Below are 23351 nucleotides of genomic sequence, written 5' to 3'. Positions count from 1 at the left end.
CACTCGACATCGTGCCACGCAGGTCCGTCACGACAGGTGCGGGATCACCCGGGCGCTATCTCCGGCGAACCCGGCAGGGCCACGGCGATGTCCGCGACCGTCTCGAGCCACCACAGCGCCGGGGCGCACGCCGCCGCGAGCAGGACGGCCCCGTCCTGCCACACCGGCCCCAGGGCCGCCGCGGCGGTCCCGAGCACCGTCACCAGCGGCACCACCGGGGCCACCGCGATGTTCGCGGGCAGCGCCCACGGTCCCGACTCCAGTCCGGTGGCCACCAGCACCGGGAGGGTGGCCAGGTGCGCCACCACGCAGACCGCCAATACGTCCGCGACGGTCGCGGGCATCCACGGACGACGCAGACGCACAGCCACCGGTCTGGCGGCCAGGACGAGCGCCGCGGTCGCGGTGACCGACAGGATGAACCCTGCCCCGGTGGCCGTGGCGGGGTCGAGCATCGCCACCAGCAACACCACGCCGGCCAGAGCCGCCAGTGGGCGGCCGGTCCGGTGGGAGCTGAGAGCGGCGAGGCCGATGACTCCGGTGCCGGCCGCCCTGAGCACCGCGGGCTCCGGCCCCACCACCGTGACGAAGCCGGCGAGCGCCGCCCCCGCGGCGACGATGCGGCCGCGGCGTCCGGCGCCCAGAGCCGCGGCGGACAGGAGTACCGCCCCCACCACGTAGGTGGTGTTGGCCCCGGATACCGCCGCGAGGTGCGCCAGGCCCGAGGCCCGGAACTCGTCGCGCGTCTCCGTGGACACGCCGCCCTCATCGCCGAGCACGAAGGACGGGAGCAACCCCGCCGCCTCTCCCTCGAGCGCCCGGCCCGAGACCACGCGTAGCCGCTCGCGCACCGCGGCCGGGGCCCGGCCGGCCGGGCCCGGTTCGCCCGTCACCCGCGGAGGGGTCAGAGCGCGCAGTGCCGGCGGATCGCCGGGCGATCGTGGCTCGAGCACCACCACCGAGGCCCGCACCCGCGTCCCGGGCGGTAGCCCACGCCATCCCTCGCGGGCCAGGACCACCACATCGAGCTCGGCCGCTCGCACCGACTCCCCCGACCCGGTGGCCTCGACACGGAACGGGACCATCACTCCCCCACTGCGGACCGGGCCGTCGAATCCCGTCACCACGCCCTCGACACCGGTGCGGGTGTCCACCAGCGGGACCAACGGATGTGCGGCGAGGGCATGCGTCCGCGCCGCCTGGACCCCGGCGCCGACCGCCCCGAGCGCGCACGCCATCGCGAGGACCCCCAGCGCCGTGCGGTCCACCCGGTCATCCGCGCCCACGGCCCCCGACCAGAGCACCGCGATCGCCGCTGCGACGAGCAGGACGACCCCGAGTGCCACGGCCGCCGCCGGCCGCATCCCCAGGGTGGCCGCGGTCGTGACGAACAGCGCGAGCGTCGGCACCACCAACCGGAGGTCCCGCGCGGCGGGGGCCCGCCCCGGTGGAGTCGGGCCGCGGCCGGTGCCGTCGGCCCGACCGGTGCCGTGGTCTGGTTCGGCGCCGTCGGCCGGGCCGGTCCCGCCGGCCGGGCCGGTGCCGTTCACACCGTGACCAGGGGCCGGAGTCGGGCCAGCGTCACCGGACCGATGCCGTCCACCTCCGCCAGCTGATCGATGCTCGCGAACGCACCGTTGGCGGCCCGCCACGCAAGGATCGACGAGGCGGTCACCGGGCCCACCCCGGGCAACGTCTCGAGGGTGGTGGCATCCGCGGTGTTGAGGTCGACCAGACCCCCGCCCGCCGCCGCCCCGGGTGCGGCACCCTCCCCGGCACCGACACCTGCCCCGGGCGCGGGCCCGCCGTCCACCGGCGCGTCGTCTGCGCCGACGATCCCACTGCGTGGACCGCGGGGACCGTCGGGTCCCGGGGCCAGGCCCACGAGGATCTGCTCGCCGTCGACCACCTTGCGCGCCAGGTTGAGGCCGTCGCGGTCGCCGCCGTCAAGGACACCGCCAGCGCTGTCCAGGGCGTCGGCGACCCGCGCACCCGGGGTCACCGTGACCAGCCCGCTACGTCCGACGAGGCCGACCACCGAGACGACGACCGGCTCGTCGGGCGCCGCCACCTCGGGCGTGCCCGGGACCTCCGCAGCCCCCGGGCCGGACGAACCGTCTGCGGGGACCGTCACCCCCGGAGTGGCCAACGGGAGATCCGGTACCGGCGATCCCTCGGGCACCGCGGCCAGGAGGCGATGGACGGAGAACCCGCCGAGTCCCAACACGAGCACGACCAGAGCGATGCCGGCGACCCTGTCCGGGGCCCACCGGATCCGGCGCCACCACGGCGGGTCGGCCCACGCCGCCGGATCCGGGTCCGCGGGCGGCACCCGCTCGGGTCGCCTGCCGTCCGGATCCGCGTCGGACCAGGGAGCGGAGGCCGGACCCACCGGCGCGGTCACACTCGAGAGCCGGTGCAGCGCAGCCTCGCGAGCAGGATCACCGGAATCCGCGGGACGAGTCCGGGTGTCGGGGAACATGGGGCGACGCTAGCCCGGAGGACGCTCCACCCCGGCCCCGCGGAGGTCTCTCAGTCGCCGTCCTGTGGAGAGACCGCGGAGATGGGGAATCCGGTGTCCACCAGGTCGGTCACCGAGACGCCCACCGTCCCGGGCCCCAGGTGCCAGGCCAGGACCTCGTCGAACTCGACGACGAGGACCCGCTCGGGGAACGGGGTCTCCTTACGGATCTCGGTGGCCATCTCCTGAGCCCGCTCCGGGGCCTCGTGATGGTGGACGACCACCAGCACGTCGCCGCGGCCGATCTCGTCGCGCAGCAGCGCGCGCAACCTCTCGTGCGCCTTGGACGTGGTCCGGGCCTTGGCGGCCAGGTCGACCGAACCGTTGCGCAGCACGATGATCGGGCGCATGGCCAACGCACTGCCGAAGATCGCGGCGACGGCGCTGATCCGGCCCCCTCGGCGCAGGCTCTCCAGTGATTCCAGAGCGGCGAACGTGGACGCCCCACGGCAGATCCGCTCGGCGAGCTCGTACGTGGCGGACAGGCCGAGCCCGTTGTTCGCCGCCCACGCGCACTGGGCAACAGCGGCGCCGAACGCCATCCCGGCGCACCGGGAGTCCGAGACCAGGACCCGGCCCCCGAATCTCGTAGCGGCGTCGGCTGCGGACTCCCACGTCCGGGAGAGCTCACGCGAGAGGTGGACGGAGACGATGCCCGTGCAGTCCGGGTCGTCGAGGAGCTCCTGGTAGATGGCCGTCAGCTCGTCGGGGGTGACCGCGGCCGTCGAGACCGCGCGGTCCCCCTCCTCGACCACGTGCAGACCCACCACGGTGATGCCGAACTCGCGAACCCACTCCTCGGGGAGGTCGGCGCTGGAGTCGGTGACCAGGCGGATGGTCATGACGGGACCACCGGGGGCGTGAGACCGGCGTTCCACTGGTCGAGTCGCCACAGCACCTCGCGGGCACCGTCGGTCGTCGGCCCGATCTCCGGCGCCGCGGGCTGTCCACCCCAGGAGGAACCGGGACGGGGGTGGGCGGACAGCTGCACCCAGCAGGTGTTCCCGAGACCGTTGAAGATCGGGTACTGATCGACCGGCAGCTCGATCAGAGCCGCGGTGAGTGCGGCGATCGCTCCCCCGTGGGCCACGAGGACGGCCGGGTGCTCGTTCCACCCGGGCGAGGCGTCCACGAGCTCGTCGACCACCTGGCGGGTACGCCGGGCCACGTCGAGACGGCTCTCCCCCTCCGGCGGTGACCACCGGGGTGTACTGCGCCACCGCATCCTCGCGTCGGGCCACAGCTCGTCGACCTCGGAATGGCTCATCCCCTGCCAGGTGCCCAGGTCGGTCTCCCGCAGGCGCGGATCGGTCCGCACGTCGAGTCCGACTTCCGAGGCCAGCGCCCGAGCCGTCTCGCGTGCCCGCTGCAGATCGGAGGAGAGGATCGTCCACGGTCGGCGGTACGCCAGGGCGCGACCGACCGCGTGGGCCTGCTGGACACCGAGCTCACTGAGCTCGGTGTCCAACTGGCCCTGCATCCGCAGCGAGGCGTTGTAGTGCGTCTGGCCGTGACGCAGCAGGATGAGACGTCGGGTCACAGGTGTGTCAGAGCCCCTGGTCCCGCTGCGGCTCCTCCGGGGCGAGCGAATCGTCGGCGCTGCTGGTCGCGGCGTCGGGCCGACCCGCGGCCTCGACACCCTCGATCTCCACGACCGGGCAGTCCTTCCAGAGACGGTCGAGCGAGTAGTAGTCGCGCTCGTCGACGTGCTGGACGTGGACCACCACCTCGTTGTAGTCGAGCAGCGCCCAGCGCCCCTCACGCGTCCCCTCCCGACGCAGCGGCTTGTGCCCCGCCTCGCGGAGCTTGTCCTCGATCTCGTCGACGACCGCGTTGACCTGGCGTTCGGTCTCGGCCGACGCCAGGACGAAGCAGTCGGTGATGATGAGTTGGCCGGAGACGTCGATCACGACGATGTCCGTGGCCAGCTTCTCGTCTGCGGCGCGGGCGGCGACGCCCGCCATCTCCAGGGCCTCGGGGCTAGCTGTCACTGGTGGTTCTCCTCGGTGTGGGGTTCGGTGGGGACGAGCTCGCGGTGTGCCGGAGCTGTCGCGGCGGGAGTCCCGTCGAGCCTGGTGGAGCCCTCGGGACGGTAGAGATTGCGTTTGGCGATGTATTGGACGACCCCGTCCGGTACGAGGTACCAGACCGGGACGTCCTCGGCCGCGCGCCGTCGGCACTCGGTCGAGGAGATGGCAAGCGCGGGGATCTCGAGCAGGTGCACGCGCCCGTCGCCGATCTCCGCGAGGTGGGTGTCGGACAACTCGAAGCCCGGGCGTGACACCCCGACGAACGTGGCGAGCCCGAACATCTCCTCCCACCCGCGCCAGGTCAGGATCTTCTCCAGCGCGTCGGCACCGGTGATGAAGAACAGCTCGGTGCCCGGGTTCTGTCGCAGCAGGTCCCTGAGGGTGTCGACGGTGAAGGTGGGGCCACGGCGGTCGATGTCCACGCGGCTGACGGAGAACCGGGGGTTGGAGGCCGTCGCGATGACGGTCATGAGATACCGGTCCTCGGCGGGCGAGACGGTCCGTCCCTGCTTCTGCCACGGCTCGCCGGTGGGGACGAACACCACGTCGTCGAGATCGAAACGGTGGGCCACCTCGCTGGCCGCCACCAGGTGACCGTGATGGATCGGGTCGAAGGTCCCGCCCATCACTCCGATGCGGCGCCCGGCGCCCGCGGCGGTCCCCGTCGTGGTCATGGTCGCCGAGTCTATCGGTCAAGCCCCTCGTTCCGCTTACTCGCGTGTCGGCACCCTCACACGGGCAGCAGGCCCGCGACGACCGCCGTGAGCTGCTCCACGTTCCGGCACTCGTGCATGGGCACGTACTGCGAGTACAGCCTGGCCGCCGAGTCCCCGGTCCCCCACTGCCGCTTGGGCTCCGGGTTGAGCCAGTGGGTGTGCCCGACGCGCTCGCTCACGAACTCCAGCGCCTCCACGGACGGGTCGCGGTAGTTGTTGCGCCCGTCGCCCAGGATGAGCAGCGAGCCCGTGCGGGTGAGCGTGTGGGCGTAGCGGTCGGCGAACCCCTCGAGCGCGTGCCCGTAGTCGGAGTGCCCGTCGTAGGTGACGATCTCGGCCTCGCGCACCATCCTGCTCATCGCCGATCCCAGGTCCGAACCGGTCTCGAAGAACGAGGTCACCTCGTCGGTGGTGTCGACGAAGGCGAAGATCCGCACGCGGGAGAACTGCTCGCGCAGGGAGTGCACCAGCTGGAGCGTGAAGTGGCTGAACCCCGCGACAGACCCGGACACGTCGCACAGCACCACCAGCTCGGGCCGCGCCGGCCGGGGCTTGCGCAGCACCAGCTCCACCGGCACACCGCCGGTGGACATGGACCGGCGCATCGTCTTGCGCATGTCGATCGCGCCCTGACGGTGACGACGACGACGTGCGGCCAGGCGACTGCCGAGCTGGCGGGCCAGGGGGCCCACGCGCCGTCGCAACACCTGCAGGTCCTGGTCGTTGGCGCGCAGGAAGTCCACCTGCTCGGCCGCGGGGCCCACCGCGTAGTCAGCCACCCGGTCGCGCCCCACGGTCTCCGCGGTGCGGCGCCGGGTCTCGTCGGCGACCTCGCGCAGAAAGCCCCGCACCATGTCCGCGGCGGAGTTGGCGGCCGCGGACTTCTCGGCGTGCCGAGTGGAGCCGTCGGGGTCGAAGGGGTCGGCGCCCATCAGGCCGTCGAGGATCTTCTGCATGATCGAGCCGGTGTCCAGCGGGCTGAGGGCCTGGTAGGCGGAGAACCGCTGGCCGCCGGCGGAGTCGTAGGAGCCGAGTTGCTCGACCAGCATCTCCGCCAGCGCCCGGGCCTTGGCCCGCGACTCGTCGGTGTCCTCCAGCAGCAGTGAGGCGATGAGCTCGTTGAGAGCCTCCGGGTCCACGTTGCCGTCGTCGTCCGTCGGGATCTCCACCTCGAGCGCCACCCCGTCCGAGGCGGCGTGCGCCCCGATCGCGGCGGGGAACCACAGGTCGAAGAGCTGGTCGAACACGCCACGGTGGGTGGGCTTGTGCAGGATCGTCGCGGCGAGCGCCTCTCTGAGCGCCGCGCGGTCGAGCAGGTCGATGTGGACCATCGCTGCGGCCGCGTCGACCGCCTCGCTCGGACCGACGGGGATGCCCTTACGTCGCAGCGCGTCGACGAAGTCGACGAGGTGCCCGGACATCCCGCCGGGTGAACGCGTGATCATCTCGCCTGACCTCCTGATCGCCGCACGCTAGTTGAGCCGCAGTTCGGCGGCCGCGCGCAGCTGGTCGGACTGGTGCTTGAGGACCACGCCGAGGGTCTGCAGGACGGTCTCGTCGTCGATCGTGTCCAGTCCCAGCGCGACCAGGGTGCGGCCCCAGTCGATGGTCTCGGACACGCTCGGCACCTTCTTGAGTGCCATGGCGCGCAGTACCCCGACCACCCGGACCAGTTGCTCGGCCAGCCGGTCGTCGAGCTCCGGCACCCGCGAGCCGAGGATCTTGCGCTCGAGTTCGGGGGTCGGGAAGTCCAGGTGCAGGTAGAGGCAGCGACGCTTGAGCGCCTCGGAGAGTTCGCGAGCCGCGTTGGACGTCAGCACCACGAACGGCTTGCGGATCGCCTCGATGGTGCCGAGCTCGGGGATGGTCACCGCGAAGTCGCTCAGCACCTCCAACAGCAGGCCCTCGATCTCGATATCGGCCTTGTCCACCTCGTCGACCAGCAGCACGGTGGGTTCGCTCCGACGGATGGCGGTGAGCAGCGGCCGCGACAGCAGGAACTCCTCGGAGAACACGTCGTCGCGCGTGGAGTCCCATCCCTCGCCCTGGCCGGCCTGGATCCGCAGGATCTGCTTGGCGTGGTTCCACTCGTACAGGGCCCGGGCCTCGTCGACGCCCTCGTAACACTGCAGACGGATGAGCTCGGCCTCGGTGGCCGCGGCGACGGCCTTGGCCAGTTCGGTCTTGCCCACGCCCGCCGGCCCCTCGATGAGCAGCGGCTTTCCCAACCGGTCCGCCAGGTAGACCACGGTCGCGGTCGAGCGGTCGGCCAGGTAGCCCTGCGCGCCGAGGCTCTCGATGACGTGGTCGATGCTATCGAATGCCGGTCGTTGCGCGGTCCTGGCTCGGTCCATGGGTGGGTCCTTTCGGTTCTGCAGGTCGCTGGTGGTGGGCCGTCGGCCCGGGTACCGGGCGTCAGGGACGCACGTGCCCCTTGCCGTGGGCGATCCACTTGGTGGAGGTGAGTTCCTCGAGGCCCATGGGCCCGCGGGCGTGCAACTTCTGTGTGGAGATGCCGATCTCGGCGCCGAAGCCGAACATCTCGCCGTCTGTCCACGCGGTGGAGGCGTTGACCATGACCGCGGCGGCGTCGACCTGCGCGCAGAACCTGTCGGCCACCTCGATGCTCCGGGTGGCCACGGCCTCGGTGTGCCCCGAGGACCAGCGGGCGATGTGCTCGATGGCGGCGTCCACACCGTCGACCACCTTGAGCGCGATGTCCATGCTCAGGTACTCCTCACCCCAGTCCACGTCGTCCGCGGGGACCAGACCCTCACGGTCGCCGTGGACGGTGACGCCGGCGGACTGCAGCGCACCCACCACGCGGTCCACGGCGGCGTCACCGAGGGCCTCGTCGAGCAGCACCGTCTCCGTGGCGTTGCACACGCTGCAGCGCCGGGTCTTGCCGTTGAGCAGCAACTTGATGGCCTCGTCGAGATCGGCGTCCCCGTGGATGTAGAGGTGGCAGTTGCCGGTGCCGGTCTCGATGGCCGGGACCTTGGCGTTTTCCACCACGGTCTGGATGAGACCCGCACCGCCACGGGGGATCACCACGTCGACCAGACCGCGCGCCTGGATCAGGTGCGTCACCGACGACCGGTCCGCCGACGGCAGCAACTGCGCGGCGTCCACCGGCAGCTCGTGGCGGGCCAGGACCTCGCGCAGAACGGTCACGAGCGCCTCGTTGGAGTGCCGGGCCGAACGCGACCCGCGCAGCAGCGCCGCGTTGCCCGACTTGAACGCCAGGCCGAACGCGTCGACGGTGACGTTGGGGCGACCCTCGTAGATCATGCCGATCACGCCCAGGGGAACGCGGACCTGACGCAGCTGCAATCCGTTGGGGCGGGTGGAGCCACGGATGACGGTGCCGATCGGGTCGGCCAGCCCCGCCACCTGCCTCAGACCACCGGCGATGCCCTCGATCCGGTCAGCGGTCAGGCGCAGCCGGTCGAGCATGGCCTCGCCGGTGCCCTCCGCCTCCTGTTCCGCTATGTCGCGGGAGTTGGCCGAGAGGATCTCCGCCTGCGAGGACACCAGCGCGTCGGCCGCTGCCAGCAGGAGCGCGTTCTTGCGATCCGCGGTCAGCAGCGCCAGTTGACGCGAGGCGGCCCGCGCGCGGCGTGCCGCGTCGTGGACGGCCTCGCGTGTCGGGTCGATGGCGGGCCGATCGGCGTCCGTCTGGCCGGAGAGGTCGGGGGCGTCGAGTTGGCTGGTGGTCATGACCACCAGCTTACCGATGCGACCGACGAGGCCACCGGTACCAGTCAGACGGCGGGGACGGCCCCGGTCTCGCGCACGGCGAACTCGCGGAAGCGACGGGCGAGGTCCGGATCACCGGCCGGGGCGGATCGCTCGCACGGGCCCGGAGCCCCGGCGATCTGGCGGAAACCCGACGGGCCGATGTAGGAGGCCGGGGGGAGCACCTCCGTCGCTGCGTACAGGAGCGGTCGGGCCCCGTCGGCCGCGGTGGGCACGATCCGTCGACCGAGCAGGGTGAGTATCGCGTTGACCGGCGGGAACGGGGTCGGGTCGAGGATCGAGGTGGCGGCGAACCCGGGGTGCGCCAGCTGGACGTCGACTGCTGATCCGGCGGCGGTGAGCCGGTTCTGCAGATCCAGGCCCCAGAGCATGCACGCGAGTTTGGACTGGGCGTACGCGGCCGCCATCGAGTAGGGCCGCCGGCGGAAATGCGGGTCATCGAGGTCGATCCGGCCCTTGGCGTGGGCCATCGAGGCCGTGATCACGACCCGCTCCCGGATCCGCGGCAGCAACAGTTCCGTGAGGAGGAACGGCCCGAGGACGTTGACCCCCAGGTGCAGTTCGACACCGTCGGCGGTCTCCCTGCGGGTCCTGCTCATGAGGCCGGCGTTGTCCAGCAGCACGTCGATCGGGTCCGTGTACCCCGCCGCGAACTCGCGCACGTCGCCGAGACGGCTCAGGTCGAGCTCCCGGACCTCCGTCGAACCACCGATCTCGGCCGCCGCCGACTCCCCCTCGGCGCGGGTGATGGACGGGAGCACCACGTGGGCGCCGCGACGCGCCGACTCGCGTGCCGCCTCCTTGCCGATACCACTCGTGCCACCCGTCACCATGACGGTCTTGCCGGTCAGGTCCGGCATGCAGTCCACGGTCCACTTCTGTGCGCTCATGAAGCCCAGTGTGCTGGGGCAGCTGTCTGTGCGGTGGGTCTACCGGACCGTGAGGCGTCCTGTCGCTGCTCTGAACCGTCTCCTCGCGAAGACGGCGACGGTCCGCTGTGATCGATGGCACACTCTGAAATCCGATGGGTCACCACGGAACCACCTCCGATCCGAGGAGAGACAGTGGCCGACGTCCCTCACACCTCCGCACGCCACACCACCAACGAGGGTGGTGCGTCGCTGGACTTCAATTCCGTGTTCGTCCGTCCGGGCGAGGCCACCGAGTTGCCCCGCTTCGAACTTCCGAGGGGCCAGGCCCTGCCCGAGACGGCCTATCAGATCGTGCACGACGAGGCGATGCTCGATGGCAACGCGCGGCTCAACCTGGCCACGTTCGTCTCCACGTGGATGGACGACGAGGCCAGGCGCCTGTACGCGGAGACCGTCGACAAGAACATGATCGACAAGGACGAGTACCCCCAGACCGCCGCGATCGAGGAACGGTGCTGGCGGATGATCGCCGATCTCTGGAACGTGCCGGACGTGCAGGACTCCATCGGCACCTCCACCATCGGTTCCTCCGAGGCCTGCATGTTGGGTGGGCTCGCACTGAAGCGGCACTGGCAGGCCAGGCGCAGGGCCCGGGGCGAATCCACGGAGAGCCCCAACATCGTCCTGTCCACCGCCGTGCAGGTCTGCTGGGAGAAGTTCTGCAACTACTTCGAGGTGGAGCCCCGCTGGGTGCCGATCTCTGCGGAGCACCCGATGCTCGACGGCCACGATCTCGAGAAGTACGTGGACGAGAACACGATCGGGGTCGTCGCCATCATGGGCGTCACCTACACCGGTGCCTACGAGCCGGTCGCGGAGATAGCCGGGAAGCTCGACCAGATCGAGGAGGCCACCGGCCTCGACGTGAGGATCCACGTCGACGGCGCGTCCGGCGGGATGGTCGCGCCGTTCTGCCAACCCGATCTGGAGTGGGACTTCCGCGTCGAGCGCGTCGTGTCCATCAACACCTCCGGCCACAAGTACGGACTCGTCTATCCCGGTGTGGGCTGGATCGTGTGGCGCGATACGGAGGCTCTCCCGGAGAGCATGATCTTCCACTGCAGCTACCTCGGCGGTGACATGCCGACCCTCGCGCTGAATTTCTCGCGCCCCGGGGCGCAGGTCCTGCTGCAGTACTACATGTTCCTCCGGCTCGGCTGGGAGGGATACCGCCAGGTCCAACAGGGATCCCTCGACGTCGCACAGTTCCTGTCCACCGAGATCGGGAAGCTCGCCCCGTTCGAGTTGGTGAGCCGAGGCGACACGATTCCGGTCTTCGCGTGGCGGCTCAAGGAGGGATACACGGACACGTGGACCCTCTACGACCTGTCGGATCGACTCAGGATGAAGGGCTGGCTCGTGCCCGCCTATCCCCTCGCCGACGACCTGGCGCACCTGACCGTGCTGCGCATCGTGGTCCGCGTCGGCCTCAGCCGCGACCTGGCCTCGGCGTTGATCAAGGACATCGCCGGCGAGGTGTCGTTCCTCGACGAGCTCGACTCTCCGATGCCGCGCCGGGGCGCCGGATCGCACTTCCACCACTGAGAGGCCCGGGGGACACCGTGGCCCGAGGTCGAGTGATCTGAGCTACGGGCGCACGAGTACGGCGACCATGAAGCCGCTGTCCTCGCTGAACGGCAGGAGGTCCCACGTCGCCCAACGCTGCTCCAGCTCCAACCCGGCCTCGCGGGCGTCGGCGTCGAACTCCTCGCTCGACCACCCGCGGTCGAGACCGAATCCCACCACGAGCCGCCCGGGCCGTCCCTCGTCGTCGTCGGACGCCGTCACCAGTCGCGCGGCGAGGTTGGCCAGCACGGCTCCGCGGTCGGCGGGGTCGACGAACGCCAGGACGTTGCCGGCGGAGACCGCCAGGTCGAAGGGTCCGGCCGCCCACCCGTCGGCGGCCAGGTCCGCCACCTCCCAGGTGGCCTCAGGGCACAGCTCCCGCGCCCGTTCGATCAGGTGCGGGTCGAGGTCCACGCCGGTGACCCGGTGTCCGCGCTCGTGCAGGTACGCACCCGTGCGGCCCTGACCGCACCCCACGTCGAGGATTCGGGCGCCACGCGGTGCCATCGCATCGATCAACCGCGCCTCGCCGTCGATGTCGACGCCCTCGGCCACCATGTCGTCCCACCGCCTGGCGTACCGATGCGAGTGCCCGGGGTCGGCTTCCAGGATCTTCTTCCACGTCTGTGTCATGGTTCCCAGTATGACCACGCTGTGCCCCGCCCAGTGTCGACGTCACCCGCCCAGCGGGCGCCTCGACGTCAGCCGTCCAGCTGGCGCATCAGTCGGAACGCCGTCAGGTCCGCGCCCCGGTTCTGGTTGACCAGCGCGAGAACCACGGTGCCGGAGTCCTGACCCATGATCGCGATGGACCGGAATCCGCCGGTCCCGCCGTTGTGCCACAGGGTCCGATCCCCCGCACGGTGCCACCCGAGCCCCATCTGCTCCGGCCCACCCGGTGGTGTGGCGTGGGTGAGGCGGATGGCGTCACCGAGCTCGGCACTCGCCGGGTTAACCTGCGCCGCGAGGAACCGGACCATGTCCGAGGCCGTGGACCGCAGTGCACCCGCGCCTGCGAGACCGGCCAGGGGCCAGGGCTCGGCGGTGCGACGACGACTCCGGAATCCCACCGCCGTCCGTCGACGCTGATCGGTGGTCATCTGGGCGTCGACGACGGTGTCCATCATCCCGAGCGGGCCGCAGACCCGGTCTCGGACCAGCGTGCCGTAGGTCACTCCGGTCGCCGTGGTCATCGCGGTACCCAGGAGGCCGAAACCCAGGTTCGAGTACTTCGGTCTGCCGTGTCCGGGCACCCGCTTCAGCCGTGCGTCGCGCAGACCCTGCAGCACACCGTCCTCGGTCAGTTCCGCGTACGGGTCGGCACCCTTGCGCAGGTAGGCGGCATTCTCCCGGAGCCCGAGATGCACCGGTGACCGCGGGAGCCCGGAGGTGTGGGTCGCGAGGTGTTGCAGGGTGATCCCCACCCCGTCCCGGCTCGGAACCTCCACACCGGCCGGGAGGAGTTCACGAACCGGGGTGTCGAGCCGCCAGTCCCCTCGGATCACGCCGTCGGCGAGCAGGAGCGCGGTGAAGGTCTTGGTGATCGACCCGATCTCGAACAAGGTATCCGCGTCCGGGACCTCCCCGCGACCGTCGTCACCTCGGTAGGCGAAAGACATGTCGCCGGCCGGTCCTCCTCCGACCACCAGTCCGACCCGGCGGCGCGCCAGCCGTTCTGCCGCCCTCTCGACGAGTCCCTCGCGTTCGCTCGTCCGGGGTTCCGACCCGAGATCCTCGCCACCCATGACCTCGAGTCAACTGCATCGAGCCATCCGCCGCATCAACCCTGTCTGAACAGTGGTGCACGATGGGCTACATGTCCTCTCTTCCCAGCGCCGTCTCCACCACCGGACCCGATCGCCACGCTCTCCGCTCGCGCGCTGACGAACTGCTGACCGCGCTCGCCGGGCAGGGTGCGGCCCTTCGCGAGGACCAGTGGACGGCGATCGAAGCGCTCGTGGCCGACCGCCGGCGTGCCCTGGTGGTCCAGCGCACCGGCTGGGGCAAGTCGGCGGTGTACTTCATCGCCGCCCGCCTGCTGAGGGAACTCGGTTCGGGGCCCACGGTGATCGTCTCGCCCCTGCTGGCGCTCATGCGAAACCAGGTCGAGGCGGCCGCCCGGGCCGGGGTGCGGGCGGCCACCATCAACTCCTCCAACATGACCGAGTGGGACGACGTGCGCGCCTCGGTGCGCGCCGGCGAGGTGGACGTGCTGCTGGTCAGCCCGGAGCGGCTCAACAACCCCGACTTCCGCGACACCGTTCTGCCCGCCCTGGCCGCAGACGCCGGACTGGTGGTGGTGGACGAGGCCCACTGCGTCTCCGACTGGGGGCACGATTTCCGACCCGACTACCGCCGGATCCGTACGCTCCTGGCCGACCTGCCCGAGGGTGTCCCGGTACTGGCCACCACGGCCACGGCCAATGACCGTGTGGTGCGCGACGTGGCGCAGCAGCTCGGCGTGGGCGAGCGACCGGTTGGGTCCGGTCACCCGGGCACGGATGCGGGCGACCCCGCGGAGTCCGACACTCTCGTGCTGCGCGGCGGGCTTGACCGAGAGTCGCTGCGGTTGTCGGTGGTGGCGATCGACGACTCGGAGCGGCGCGCGGCCTGGTTGGTGGAGAACCTGGAGTCCCTGCCGGGTAGCGGGATCGTCTACAGCCTGACCGTCGCGGCAGCCGAGGACATGGCCGAGCTACTCACCTCCGCCGGGCACCGCGTGAGCGCGTACACCGGCCGGACGGACGCCGCCGAGCGCGAGGAGCTCGAGCGCGCCCTGCTCGACAACGAGGTCAAGGCGCTGGTCGCCACGTCCGCGTTGGGCATGGGGTTCGACAAGCCGGACCTGGGATTCGTCGTGCACCTGGGCGCCCCTCCCTCCCCCATCTCGTACTACCAGCAGATCGGCCGCGCCGGCCGCGCGGCCGACCGGGCCGAGGTGGTCCTGCTCCCCGGCCCCGAGGACCGGGCCATCTGGAACCACTTCGCCTCCCTGGCCTTCCCGGCCGAGGACGTGGTCCGGAGGGTCCTCGACGCACTCGAACCCGACCGCCCGCAGTCCACCCAGGCCCTGGAACCCGCGGTGGATCTGGGCCGGACCCGCCTGGAGATGGTGCTCAAGGTCCTCGACGTGGACGGCGCGGTCCAGCGGGTCCGTGGCGGTTGGATCTCCACCGGGCGGCAGTGGCACTACGACGCAGAGCGCTACGCGGGTCTGGCCGAGGCGAGGAAGGCCGAGCAGGCGGCGATGATCGAGTACGAGCGGACCGACTCGTGCCGAATGGAGTTCCTGCGCTCCCAGCTCGACGACCCCACCCTCGACCCGGCCTCCGACGGGTGCGGGCGCTGCGACAACTGCACCGGCGAACGCAGGACCACCGCCGTCGACGCCAGCGCACTGACCCGGGCCCGCGAGGCGCTGGAGCGTCCCGGGGTGGTCCTGCCCCCACGCCGGCAGTGGCCCACCGGGCTCGCGCGGCTCGACGTACCTCTCAAGGGCAAGATCACCGACGGCCCCGCCGAGGGCCGGGCGCTGGCGCGCCTGACCGACCTCGGGCTGGGCCAGAAGCTACGAGGGTTGCTCGCCGAGCCCGACCAGGAGGCGCCCGACTGGGTGGTCCGCGCCTGCGTCCCGGTTCTGCGCGACTGGGGGTGGGACGAGCGCCCCACCGGCGTGGCGGCCCTGCTCACCGGCGAGCGGCCGATCCTCGTGGGGAGTCTGGCCAGGGCGCTCGCCCAGATGGGCCGCATGGACCACCTCGGGGAGCTGACCCGCGACGCCGCGCTCCCACCGGTGACCGCCCAGAACTCGGCCTATCGGGTAGCTCAGCTGTGGGGCACGTTCACGGGCCCGGCCACCGTTCCCGACGGGCCCGTCCTGCTGGTCACCGATCTGTTCGGAACGGGCTGGACAGCCACGGAAGCCGCCAGGCACCTGCGATCCACCGGGGCCCCTGCCGTCCTGCCCCTGGCGGTGGCCACCGCGGGCTGAATCAACGGGTGGGCAGCAGCGGCGGAGCCCACGACACGGGATAATCGCGGCCATGGACTCCTCAACGGTTCTGACACGGCACCTCGGGCCGGTGTTCACCACCTCCCGCCCGCGGGATCTGACATGAGCATCCTGACGGTGGCCGCGCTCGCGGTCGGATTCGTCCTGCTGGTCGCGGGCGGAGAACTACTGGTTCGCGGCGCGAGCAGACTGGCCGGCACCCTGGGGATCTCTCCGCTGGTGGTGGGGCTGACAGTCGTCGCCTTCGCCACCTCGACCCCGGAACTCGCGGTGAGCGTCGACGCCGCCCTGAGCGGCTACCCGGGCCTGGCGGTCGGCAACGTGGTGGGCAGCAACATCGCGAACATCCTGCTCATCCTGGGGCTCACGGCGTTGATCGCGCCGCTCGTCGCGAAGTCCCGAATCGTGCGCGTCGACATCCCCATCATGGTGGGATTCTCGATCGTGCTGTTGCTGGTCGCTCTCGACGGAGTGATCAGTCTGCTCGACGGACTGCTGTTGCTCGCCGGCATGGTGGCGTACGTGGTGGCGACCGTGGTCATCTCGCGTAGGAACGGCGCCGACCCGACCGACACGGCAGAGGTCGGATCGGCCGACGAGGGCGCAGGCGCCGGAGCCGACACCGGCGGCGAGCACCCGGTCGACGAGGGCGCTGGAGTCGGAGTGGGCACCGGCGGCGAACATTCGGCGGACGTCGGGTCGTCGCACTCGGTGCTCAAGAGCAGCGCACTGGTGGCCCTCGGCGTTCTCATGCTCGTCGTGGGCGCACGTCTGCTCGTCACCGCAGCGAGCGACCTCGCTGCGGCATGGGGCATGAGCGATCTGGTCATCGGTCTCACCGTGGTGGCGATCGGCACGTCCCTCCCGGAACTCGCGACCAGCCTCGTTGCCGCCTACCGGGGGGAGCGCGACCTCGCCGTGGGGAACATCGTCGGCAGCAACATGTTCAACATCGGCGCCGTTCTGGGCATCACCTCGCTCATCACCCCCATCGAGGTCGCTGCGGGGGCCATCCGCTTCGACCTGCCGATCATGGTGGCAGTTGCGCTGGCCCTTCTTCCCATCGCGTTCACCGGTATGGCGATCACACGCTGGGAGGGTCTCCTCTTCTCCGGGTTCTATGCGGCCTACATCCTGTACGTGGTGCTCCAGGCGTCCGACCACGATGCGTTGGAGCCGTTCAGTACCGCGATGCTCTGGTTTGTCATCCCCTTCACCGCTCTGTGGCTGATCGTGCTGGCCACCTACGAACTCGGTGTGCTCCGGGGGCGGAGACAGGCTCGACGGCACCTCGTCCCGGATCAGTAGAGCTTTGTATCAGTAGCGGGCTGTATCAGTGGAGCGCTGTGGTCGCAGAAACCGGACAACCCGGAACGACCCCGACCTCGGGAGTCAGGACAGTTCGGCGAATCGCTCGGTGTCGCGGACCCTTCCGGAGACGATGATGGTGTCTCCGGAGGTGAGGACCGTCTCGGCGGTGGCGTAGGTGAAGCCCTCCCCCGGGCGCTTGATGGCGACCACCGTGACTCCGAAGTCGGTGCGGATGTTGGTCTGTCCGAGGGGGTGGCCGAGAGCAAAGGCCGGCGCGGACGTCTTGACCATGGCGAAGCCGTCGTCGAACTCGATGTAGTCGATCATCCGGCCCCGCACCAGGTGGGCGACCCGCTTACCCATGTCGTGCTCGGGTCGCACGACGTGGTGGACGCCGATCTGGGTCAGGATCTTGGCGTGGGAGTTACTGGTGGCCTTGGCCCAGATGTTGGGCACGCCCAGGTTGATGAGCACCGACGCGGTGAGCAGACTGGCCTCGAGATCGGAGCCCATGCCCACGACCGCCCGGTCGAATTGGTGCACGGACAACTGGCGCAACGATTCCTCGTCGGTGGTATCCGCCACCACCGCGTGGGTCAGACGGTGGGAGACCTTCTGCACCACGGCATCGCTGGAGTCCACTCCCAGCACTTCTGCGCCCTGTGCCATCAACTCCAGGGCCAGGGACTTGCCGAACCGGCCAAGTCCGAGCACTACGACAGCATCGGGAGCTCGTCGTCTAGCCAATGAGGGGCCTCTCTGCGGGAAGGTCGTATCTGCGGCCACGCTGGCGCGCGGCCAGGGCGCTGACCATGGTGATAGGGCCGATGCGACCGAGGTACATCAGCAGTATCAGTATCCACTGTCCCCAGTGTGGAAGTTCGGCGGTGATCCCCGTGGACAACCCCACCGTGGCGAACGCCGAGGTGACCTCGAACAGCAGCTCGTTGAGCCCGAAGGGAGTCCCGGCCAGCAACACGATCGTCGAGGTCATCACGAGCCCGATTCCGATCAACGCCACCGCCAGCGCCTGACGCTGCACCCGGGTGTCGACTCGGCGATCGAGAATGGTCACCGACCTCTCGCCCCTGACCTCGGCGATGATGATGAACAGCAACAGGGCGAAGGTGGTGACCTTGATTCCGCCGGCGGTGCCACCGCTGCCCCCGCCGATGAACATCAGCACATCGGTGACCAACAGCGTCGCGTCGTCCAAATCTGCGTAGTCGACGCTGTTGAACCCGGCTGTCCGGGGCATCACGCCCTGGAACGCGGCAACCAGGACTTTCTGTGACGCACTGTAGGTCTGCAGGGTGCGGGCCCACTCGAGCGCCAGGACCGCGGCGAAGCCGAACACCAGCAGTACCGCCGTGACCGAGACGGTCAGTCGCGTGTGCAGGGTCCAGCCCGCCCGCGACCGGCTCCCCGGTGCCGCCCGTCGTAACCGCCGCCCCACCTCGAACAGAACCGGGAACCCGAGGCCGCCCAGGATCACCGCGCCCATCAGCGGTACGCAGATCCACGGGTCGGTGGCGAACCCGATCATGTTGTCGCTGTAGAGGGCGAACCCGGCGTTGTTGAACGCCGAGATCGAGTGGAACACCCCGAGCCACAGTGCCCGCAGCGCGGGTTCGTCGTAGCCCAGTGCGAAGCGGAGCGTCAGCGCGGCCGCGGTGACCAGCTCGATCAACACGCTCCACCGGATCACGCCGATGACGACGCCGCGGACGTCGCCGAGCTCCGAGGCCCGGGCCTCGGCTGCGGTGTTCATCCGGGCCTTGAGCCCGATCTGATCGGCCAGCATCAGACCGACCATCGAGGCCAGGGTCATGATCCCCAGGCCGCCGGCCTGGATCAACGCGAGGATGACCCCCTGCCCGAACCCCGACCAGTGCACAGGGGTGTCCACGACGATCAACCCGGTCAGACACACAGCTGAAGTGGAGGTGAACAGCGCCTCCGTCACGCTCGTGCTGCTACCGGGCTCGACCGCCCCGGGGAGCAGCAACAACGCGGTACCCACCACGATCGCCGCGGCGAAACTCATCGCCACGACCCTGACCGGGCTCAGTACCGCCCAGCCGGACAACCGCCTCAGCCCCGACGGCGACACCAGTCTGTACCCACCAGTCACGAACACAGACTGTAGACCTACAGCCGGGAACTGCCATTCCACAGACCCACCACGACCGGCAACCGAGAGGCGTCCCTCACCGGCCGCCGTCTCACACGGTGATGCGCAGTGACTGGAGCCGACGGACCAGCAGACTCTGGTGCCACTCGGCCCGGGAGGCGTCGATCCCGGGGACCGCGTCGAGGCCCAGGAGGAAGTCGAGTGCGGCGAGCGACTCCAGCCGCGCGAGCGCCGCCCCCACGCAGAAGTGGATCCCGCGCCCGAACGACAGGTGCGACCCCTCCCCCCGGTCAGGCATGAACTGACCCGGTCGGCTGAACTGTCGGTCATCCCGGTTGGCGCTACCCCAGAGCAGGAACAGACGCGTGCCCGCCGCGAGTCCGACCCCGCCGAGTTCGGTGTCCCTGGTGACGTGTCGGTAGTGCCCACGGAACGGCGCCTCCAGCCTCAGGGTCTCCTCGATGAAGAGCGGGCGGGCGGCGGGGTCCGACCGCAGTGTGTCCAGGCATTCCGGGTGCTGCCCCAGGCGCCAGACCAGCGAACCCAGATGTCCTACAGTCGACTCGATCCCGGCCGCCACCAGCTGGACCAGGACCTGCACCGCGACCTCGTGGGTCAAGTCGGCGTCGTCGACCAGACGCGCGAGGTCTCCGAGCACCGAGGCCGGTCGAGTGGCCCGCGCTTCTGTGAGCGTGCCGGAGAGGTACTCGATCAGCTCCCCGGCCGATCGGACCGAGTCGTCGAGCTCGTCGGCCGAGACCATCCCGTCCAGCATCCGCGTACTGGCGAACGCCCATTCACACAGCCGGTCCCCGTCCTGCTGGGGCAGCCCCATGAGCTTCGCGACGACCGAGGCCGGGAGGCGTTCGGCGATGTCCTTGACCCAGTCGATGCCCCCGTCCCGGCAGCGCTCCGACCAGAGTTCACGTAGCCGATCGTCGATGAAGGGCCGCCAGGCCCGGAGCTTGCGCGGGGAGATCGACGGCATGACCAACTTCCGGTGGGCCCGGTGGACCTCCCCGTCCGCGGTGGCCAACACGTGCACTGGGGAGCCCAGTTCGGCGACGGGGAATTCGGTCACCTCCCCGTCCGGCCCCACGACCATCGTCGCGGTGAGGTTGGACGAGAAGTCCTCGACCCGGCCCGTCGCCTCCACCATGAGGTCCCAGGACCGGACGGCGAAGAACGACGAGTCCCCGATCCGTTCGATCCCCGGCGACACACGTGACGGGTCGAGGAGGTCCATGACGTCGCCCGCGCTCTGCATACCTGCCACCCTCGCGCACGAGCTCGTGCCGCACGGTGGTTTCAGGGACACGGCGTTTTCAGAGACACAGTGGATTCGGGGACGCCGTTGTTCCACCGCGGCCGTGGTTCCACCGGGGCCGAGGATTCGGGGACGACGTGCTCAGGCGACGAGAGCGGTGGCGCTCCCCCGGGTTCCGCCGAGCAGTACCAGCCCCACTCCGATGACCAGTGAGACCGCGGCGCTCGTCAGGAGCAGCGCACCGAGGCCCAGGGCCGGGATCACGGCCCCGGCGAGGGCCGGCGCGATGACTGAACTCACCGCTCCGACCACCAGGCACGCCGTGAATGCCGCTCCCGCGCGATCGGGGACCAGCTCGGCGGTCCACACCGCCAACACCGCCGAGCCCGCCATGTACCCCACGCCGAAGACGCCTGCCGAGATCACAGTTGTGACAATGGAGTCGCCGGCTACGCCCAGCAGCGCCAACGCCAGGGCCACGATCACCAGGCACATCGCGGCGACCCGACTGCTGCCCCACCGCCCCGCCATGGCGCCGGTGGCCAGCGCCACCAGACCGCAGGCGCCGATCAGGACGTAGACCACCGAGACCGCGATCGCCGGCAGGTCGGTGCCGCCGAGGACGTCCGCGGCGTAGGTGAAATAGATGACAACGACGGCGAAGTACACGACCGAGTAGCTGAACGGCTCCAGAGTCTGCTCGCCACTTGCGATTAGCGGGAGCAATAGCCGTCTTGTCCCTGCCATCGCACCCGAGGGCTAACCTCTAGGAAACCCCGTGCCGACCGCATCCGGCAAGAAAGTTGAGCAAGTGAAACTCTCCAAGCATGCAGCTGAACGCGCTTTACAGAACGTCGTCATTTTCGGAGACACCGACATATTTCCATTCCCTTTCGAATTGAACGCCATCCGAGAGGATCCCGAAGGCTTTGCTGAGTTACTGGTCGAAATGTCCGTTGATTTCGAACAAACTATAACCGACTACCCGGTTGAGCACTTCTCGACGCTATCCCCAACAGGCTATGCAGGATTCCGTTGGGCCACACAAATCGATCCAGTTTGGAACGCATATTTTCTGGCCTGCGTTCTTGAACTAAGTCCCACCATTGAGCAAATGCGATTGCCTGTTGACGCAAAGCGGGTCTTCTCCTATCGACTCACAACTACTGACGACAGAATTTTCGCCGAAGGCGGATGGAGGCAGTTCCAAGAACAATGCCGCAACCTTTCGGAAGACCACAAGTATGTCGTGTCTGTCGACATCGCCGATTTCTACTCGAGGATTTATCATCATCGAATAGAGAACGCTCTCCGAGTTGCAGACCCCGACGGGGTTCGAACAAAACAGATAATGGCCATCTTGGGAAACCTGTCCAATGGCACCTCGTACGGCTTGCCCGTCGGTGGGGCAGCCGCACGAGTACTCGCCGAACTGGTTTTATCAAGGACCGATCTACTACTAGCGAGAAATCCGAGCATAGGAGAATTCTGCCGCTACGTCGACGACTACAGATTTTTTGTCGACGACCTAGAATCCGCATATCAAACCATAGGGTTCCTATCCGAGAAGCTCCTTCGTAACGAGGGACTGTCGCTTCAGAAGAACAAGACCCGAGTGCAGAAATCCGCCGAGTACCTGTCAACTCTCGACCCTGCCGACCCTATCCCCGGAAGCGCAGAAGCCTTCCTGGGAATACAAATAAACTATGACCCCTATTCCGATACTGCCGAACACGATTTTGAGACAACCAAGGAACAAATTGCAAAATTTGATGTCTTGAGCCTCCTCCATGCAGAGTTCAATAAAGACCGTATACACACAGCGACGACTAAACGTTTGGTGCAAGCGGTGAAATTCATGGATAAGGCTCCACGAATTACTGCCATCGAGTCAATGATTGAGAACATCGGAAACCTCTGGCCGGTGGTCCCACAAGTCTTAATCGCCACAAGATCAGCGTTAGAAAACTTCCAAGATGATTCCGCAGTTGAGAGGATTCACGAGAGCATTCGGGGGCTGATTCAGAACAGGCATCATTCGGCGCAGGTCGACCTCAACCTACAATACATGATTCGCACACTCGCCACCCGCCACTCAGTTGAGAACGAAGAGCTCCTCGTCTCCCTGTTCAATTCTGCTCACGGCTATGCTGGATCGCCTTCGCCAACAATCCAAAGAGACATTATCCTAATTATGGCCAACTGGGGAGCAACCTACTGGCTAAGCGATCAGAAGAACTACTATGCGGGCTATAGGCCTTGGGTTAAGAGGGCATTTCTTATCTCGTCATATCGCCTGGGAGACGAAGGCGATCATTGGCGCAGGCCAACCGTCCGCAAACTCCCGAAACCCGAGCTCATTTTCAGGGACTGGTTCTCTGGTCGTGTATCCCGCCCGAATTGGGACGTGCCACTATGATAAGCATCGGTCAATTTGTAAACTTGGATTCAACGTGGCACAAATGCACACCGACCCTTCCAGAGTTTTCTCGTTGGGCGAATCGAAATCTGCGCTTCTCTGGGAACTCTGTTGAACAGCATTGCGAACCTGAACGCGCAGCGCTGGTGGCAGAAGCAGCTTTTCGTCTCGCTAGTCTTGGCGGACAACCGTTGGAGCTACCGCGAGCGGAGGACGCAGCCCGAAAATTTGTTACTGCGCTTCCGGGAGGAGAAAGCGCAAGAGCACCGCTCTCCGAACAAGAGGGGAAGGAGGTGCTTGCGCTGTGTACCGGAGTCCAGAATTTTCTGGGTTCGGGATCCCCGGTGGACTTCCTGCATCAAGTCCCGGGTTGCGGAGTGGTGAGGTCCGGCCACATCGACATCATTCGCCAGTCGGAAATTATTGAAGTCAAGTCGGTACGCCGCCTATTCCGCAGTATCGATTTCCGCCAGGCACTCGCCTACGCCGCGCTTGTATACTCTGTTGGAGGTTCAACCAAAGTTCTGACCATATTCAATCCCCGCGCGGGTTACTACTTCAGCGGCTCCCTTTCCAAAATCGCTTTCGCATGCGCCGGAAAACCAGCAGTTAGTCTCCTAGAAGACTTAGTCGAGGAGATGACGTCTGCCGAATTGTCGCGATGAGAGCGCTCCTGCAGTTCGC

21 protein-coding genes are annotated in these 23351 nt (G+C 68.6%); 5 read left to right on the top strand and 16 right to left on the bottom strand.

Annotation, left to right across the window (positions count from 1 at the left end; all coding sequences use genetic code 11):
* Positions 1 to 44 precede the first annotated feature (44 nt).
* From A6048_RS05790 to A6048_RS05745, 10 genes are all read right to left on the bottom strand, one after another.
* Complete coding sequence (locus A6048_RS05790; protein WP_107748192.1) at positions 45 to 1550, bottom strand: ComEC/Rec2 family competence protein; 1506 nt, start codon at positions 1548 to 1550, stop codon at positions 45 to 47.
* Positions 1547 to 2482 (bottom strand): ComEA family DNA-binding protein, encoded by a 936-nt coding sequence (locus tag A6048_RS05785; RefSeq protein WP_107748191.1) that lies wholly within the window; start codon positions 2480 to 2482, stop codon positions 1547 to 1549. The genes A6048_RS05790 and A6048_RS05785 overlap by 4 nt, the downstream gene beginning before the upstream one ends.
* Positions 2483 to 2532: 50 nt before the next feature.
* The gene (locus tag A6048_RS05780; protein WP_107748190.1) at positions 2533 to 3363 is read right to left on the bottom strand and encodes a DegV family protein; all 831 of its coding nucleotides are present in this window, start codon (positions 3361 to 3363) and stop codon (positions 2533 to 2535) included.
* Positions 3360 to 4061 (bottom strand): histidine phosphatase family protein, encoded by a 702-nt coding sequence (locus A6048_RS05775; RefSeq protein ID WP_107748189.1) that lies wholly within the window; start codon positions 4059 to 4061, stop codon positions 3360 to 3362. The genes A6048_RS05780 and A6048_RS05775 overlap by 4 nt, the downstream gene beginning before the upstream one ends.
* Before the next feature lie 7 nt (positions 4062 to 4068).
* Positions 4069 to 4512, bottom strand: a complete 444-nt coding sequence (rsfS, locus tag A6048_RS05770; RefSeq protein WP_107748188.1) for a ribosome silencing factor — start codon at positions 4510 to 4512, stop codon at positions 4069 to 4071.
* A complete protein-coding gene (nadD, locus tag A6048_RS05765) occupies positions 4509 to 5225 on the bottom strand; it encodes a nicotinate-nucleotide adenylyltransferase (protein ID WP_182641283.1) in 717 nt (238 codons plus the stop codon). The genes rsfS and nadD overlap by 4 nt, the downstream gene beginning before the upstream one ends.
* A 56-nt stretch (positions 5226 to 5281) precedes the next feature.
* Positions 5282 to 6712 carry a vWA domain-containing protein gene (locus A6048_RS05760; protein ID WP_107748187.1) on the bottom strand — a complete coding sequence of 477 codons (1431 nt, stop codon included), beginning with the start codon at positions 6710 to 6712 and terminating at the stop codon, positions 5282 to 5284.
* 27 nt (positions 6713 to 6739) lie between these two features.
* Positions 6740 to 7621: an AAA family ATPase gene (locus tag A6048_RS05755; RefSeq protein WP_107748186.1), complete on the bottom strand. Its 882-nt coding sequence runs from the start codon at positions 7619 to 7621 to the stop codon at positions 6740 to 6742.
* Between the two features lie 61 nt (positions 7622 to 7682).
* A complete protein-coding gene (locus tag A6048_RS05750; RefSeq protein ID WP_235027411.1) occupies positions 7683 to 8993 on the bottom strand; it encodes a glutamate-5-semialdehyde dehydrogenase in 1311 nt (436 codons plus the stop codon).
* A 38-nt stretch (positions 8994 to 9031) separates the two neighbouring features.
* Entirely contained in the window at positions 9032 to 9916 is an 885-nt protein-coding gene (locus tag A6048_RS05745) for an SDR family NAD(P)-dependent oxidoreductase (protein ID WP_107748184.1), read from the bottom strand.
* Between the two features lie 174 nt (positions 9917 to 10090).
* Between A6048_RS05745 and gad the strand changes: the two genes are divergently transcribed.
* Positions 10091 to 11503 carry a glutamate decarboxylase gene (gene gad, locus A6048_RS05740; RefSeq protein WP_107748183.1) on the top strand — a complete coding sequence of 471 codons (1413 nt, stop codon included), beginning with the start codon at positions 10091 to 10093 and terminating at the stop codon, positions 11501 to 11503.
* A 42-nt stretch (positions 11504 to 11545) separates the two neighbouring features.
* Here gad and A6048_RS05735 read toward each other — a convergent pair whose 3' ends face one another.
* On the bottom strand, positions 11546 to 12157 hold the full coding sequence (locus tag A6048_RS05735) for a class I SAM-dependent DNA methyltransferase (protein ID WP_107748444.1): 612 nt from the start codon (positions 12155 to 12157) through the stop codon (positions 11546 to 11548).
* Positions 12158 to 12225: 68 nt separating this feature from the next.
* The gene (locus A6048_RS05730; protein WP_159110255.1) at positions 12226 to 13143 is read right to left on the bottom strand and encodes a serine hydrolase domain-containing protein; all 918 of its coding nucleotides are present in this window, start codon (positions 13141 to 13143) and stop codon (positions 12226 to 12228) included.
* Between the two features lie 188 nt (positions 13144 to 13331).
* Here A6048_RS05730 and A6048_RS05725 point away from each other — a divergent pair, with 188 nt between their 5' ends.
* Both A6048_RS05725 and A6048_RS05720 read left to right on the top strand, forming a co-directional pair.
* A complete protein-coding gene (locus tag A6048_RS05725; protein WP_107748181.1) occupies positions 13332 to 15515 on the top strand; it encodes a RecQ family ATP-dependent DNA helicase in 2184 nt (727 codons plus the stop codon).
* A gap of 123 nt (positions 15516 to 15638) precedes the next feature.
* Positions 15639 to 16844: a calcium/sodium antiporter gene (locus A6048_RS05720; protein ID WP_107748180.1), complete on the top strand. Its 1206-nt coding sequence runs from the start codon at positions 15639 to 15641 to the stop codon at positions 16842 to 16844.
* Between the two features lie 84 nt (positions 16845 to 16928).
* On the opposite strand, the gene A6048_RS05715 is transcribed toward A6048_RS05720, so the two are convergent.
* The 4 genes from A6048_RS05715 to A6048_RS05700 all read right to left on the bottom strand — a co-directional run bounded on the left by A6048_RS05715 (position 16929) and on the right by A6048_RS05700 (position 20974).
* A complete protein-coding gene (locus A6048_RS05715) occupies positions 16929 to 17594 on the bottom strand; it encodes a potassium channel family protein (protein ID WP_107748179.1) in 666 nt (221 codons plus the stop codon).
* Positions 17587 to 18894, bottom strand: coding sequence for a TrkH family potassium uptake protein (locus A6048_RS05710; protein WP_200837333.1), 1308 nt, complete (start codon positions 18892 to 18894; stop codon positions 17587 to 17589). Before A6048_RS05710 ends, A6048_RS05715 begins: the two co-directional genes overlap by 8 nt.
* 178 nt (positions 18895 to 19072) lie before the next feature.
* On the bottom strand, positions 19073 to 20248 hold the full coding sequence (locus A6048_RS05705) for a cytochrome P450 (RefSeq protein WP_107748178.1): 1176 nt from the start codon (positions 20246 to 20248) through the stop codon (positions 19073 to 19075).
* 141 nt (positions 20249 to 20389) lie between these two features.
* The gene (locus A6048_RS05700; protein WP_146166363.1) at positions 20390 to 20974 is read right to left on the bottom strand and encodes a hypothetical protein; all 585 of its coding nucleotides are present in this window, start codon (positions 20972 to 20974) and stop codon (positions 20390 to 20392) included.
* A 52-nt stretch (positions 20975 to 21026) separates the two neighbouring features.
* On the opposite strand from A6048_RS05700, the gene A6048_RS05695 reads away from it, so the two are divergent.
* Both A6048_RS05695 and A6048_RS18205 read left to right on the top strand, forming a co-directional pair.
* Positions 21027 to 22667, top strand: a complete 1641-nt coding sequence (locus tag A6048_RS05695) for an RNA-directed DNA polymerase (protein WP_146166362.1) — start codon at positions 21027 to 21029, stop codon at positions 22665 to 22667.
* Positions 22664 to 23332: a hypothetical protein gene (locus A6048_RS18205; RefSeq protein ID WP_146166361.1), complete on the top strand. Its 669-nt coding sequence runs from the start codon at positions 22664 to 22666 to the stop codon at positions 23330 to 23332. Before A6048_RS05695 ends, A6048_RS18205 begins: the two co-directional genes overlap by 4 nt.
* Positions 23333 to 23351 lie beyond the last annotated feature (19 nt).

The sequence above is a fragment of the Dietzia psychralcaliphila genome, assembly GCF_003096095.1.
Classification (GTDB): Bacteria; Actinomycetota; Actinomycetes; order Mycobacteriales; family Mycobacteriaceae; genus Dietzia; species Dietzia psychralcaliphila.
This window is presented reverse-complemented; position numbering and strand designations above follow the sequence as displayed.

Coding starts and splice junctions, on each gene's coding strand:
- A6048_RS05745 (WP_107748184.1), bottom strand. CDS start 9,916: ATGAGCGCACAGAAGTGGACCGTGGACTGCATGCCGGACCTGACCGGC.
- A6048_RS05735 (WP_107748444.1), bottom strand. CDS start 12,157: ATGACACAGACGTGGAAGAAGATCCTGGAAGCCGACCCCGGGCACTCG.
- A6048_RS05755 (WP_107748186.1), bottom strand. CDS start 7,621: ATGGACCGAGCCAGGACCGCGCAACGACCGGCATTCGATAGCATCGAC.
- A6048_RS05730 (WP_159110255.1), bottom strand. CDS start 13,143: ATGTCTTTCGCCTACCGAGGTGACGACGGTCGCGGGGAGGTCCCGGAC.
- A6048_RS05710 (WP_200837333.1), bottom strand. CDS start 18,894: ATGAGTTTCGCCGCGGCGATCGTGGTGGGTACCGCGTTGTTGCTGCTC.
- A6048_RS05760 (WP_107748187.1), bottom strand. CDS start 6,712: ATGATCACGCGTTCACCCGGCGGGATGTCCGGGCACCTCGTCGACTTC.
- A6048_RS18205 (WP_146166361.1), top strand. CDS start 22,664: ATGATAAGCATCGGTCAATTTGTAAACTTGGATTCAACGTGGCACAAA.
- nadD (WP_182641283.1), bottom strand. CDS start 5,225: ATGACCACGACGGGGACCGCCGCGGGCGCCGGGCGCCGCATCGGAGTG.
- A6048_RS05785 (WP_107748191.1), bottom strand. CDS start 2,482: ATGTTCCCCGACACCCGGACTCGTCCCGCGGATTCCGGTGATCCTGCT.
- A6048_RS05780 (WP_107748190.1), bottom strand. CDS start 3,363: ATGACCATCCGCCTGGTCACCGACTCCAGCGCCGACCTCCCCGAGGAG.
- A6048_RS05705 (WP_107748178.1), bottom strand. CDS start 20,248: ATGCAGAGCGCGGGCGACGTCATGGACCTCCTCGACCCGTCACGTGTG.
- A6048_RS05725 (WP_107748181.1), top strand. CDS start 13,332: ATGGGCTACATGTCCTCTCTTCCCAGCGCCGTCTCCACCACCGGACCC.
- A6048_RS05720 (WP_107748180.1), top strand. CDS start 15,639: ATGAGCATCCTGACGGTGGCCGCGCTCGCGGTCGGATTCGTCCTGCTG.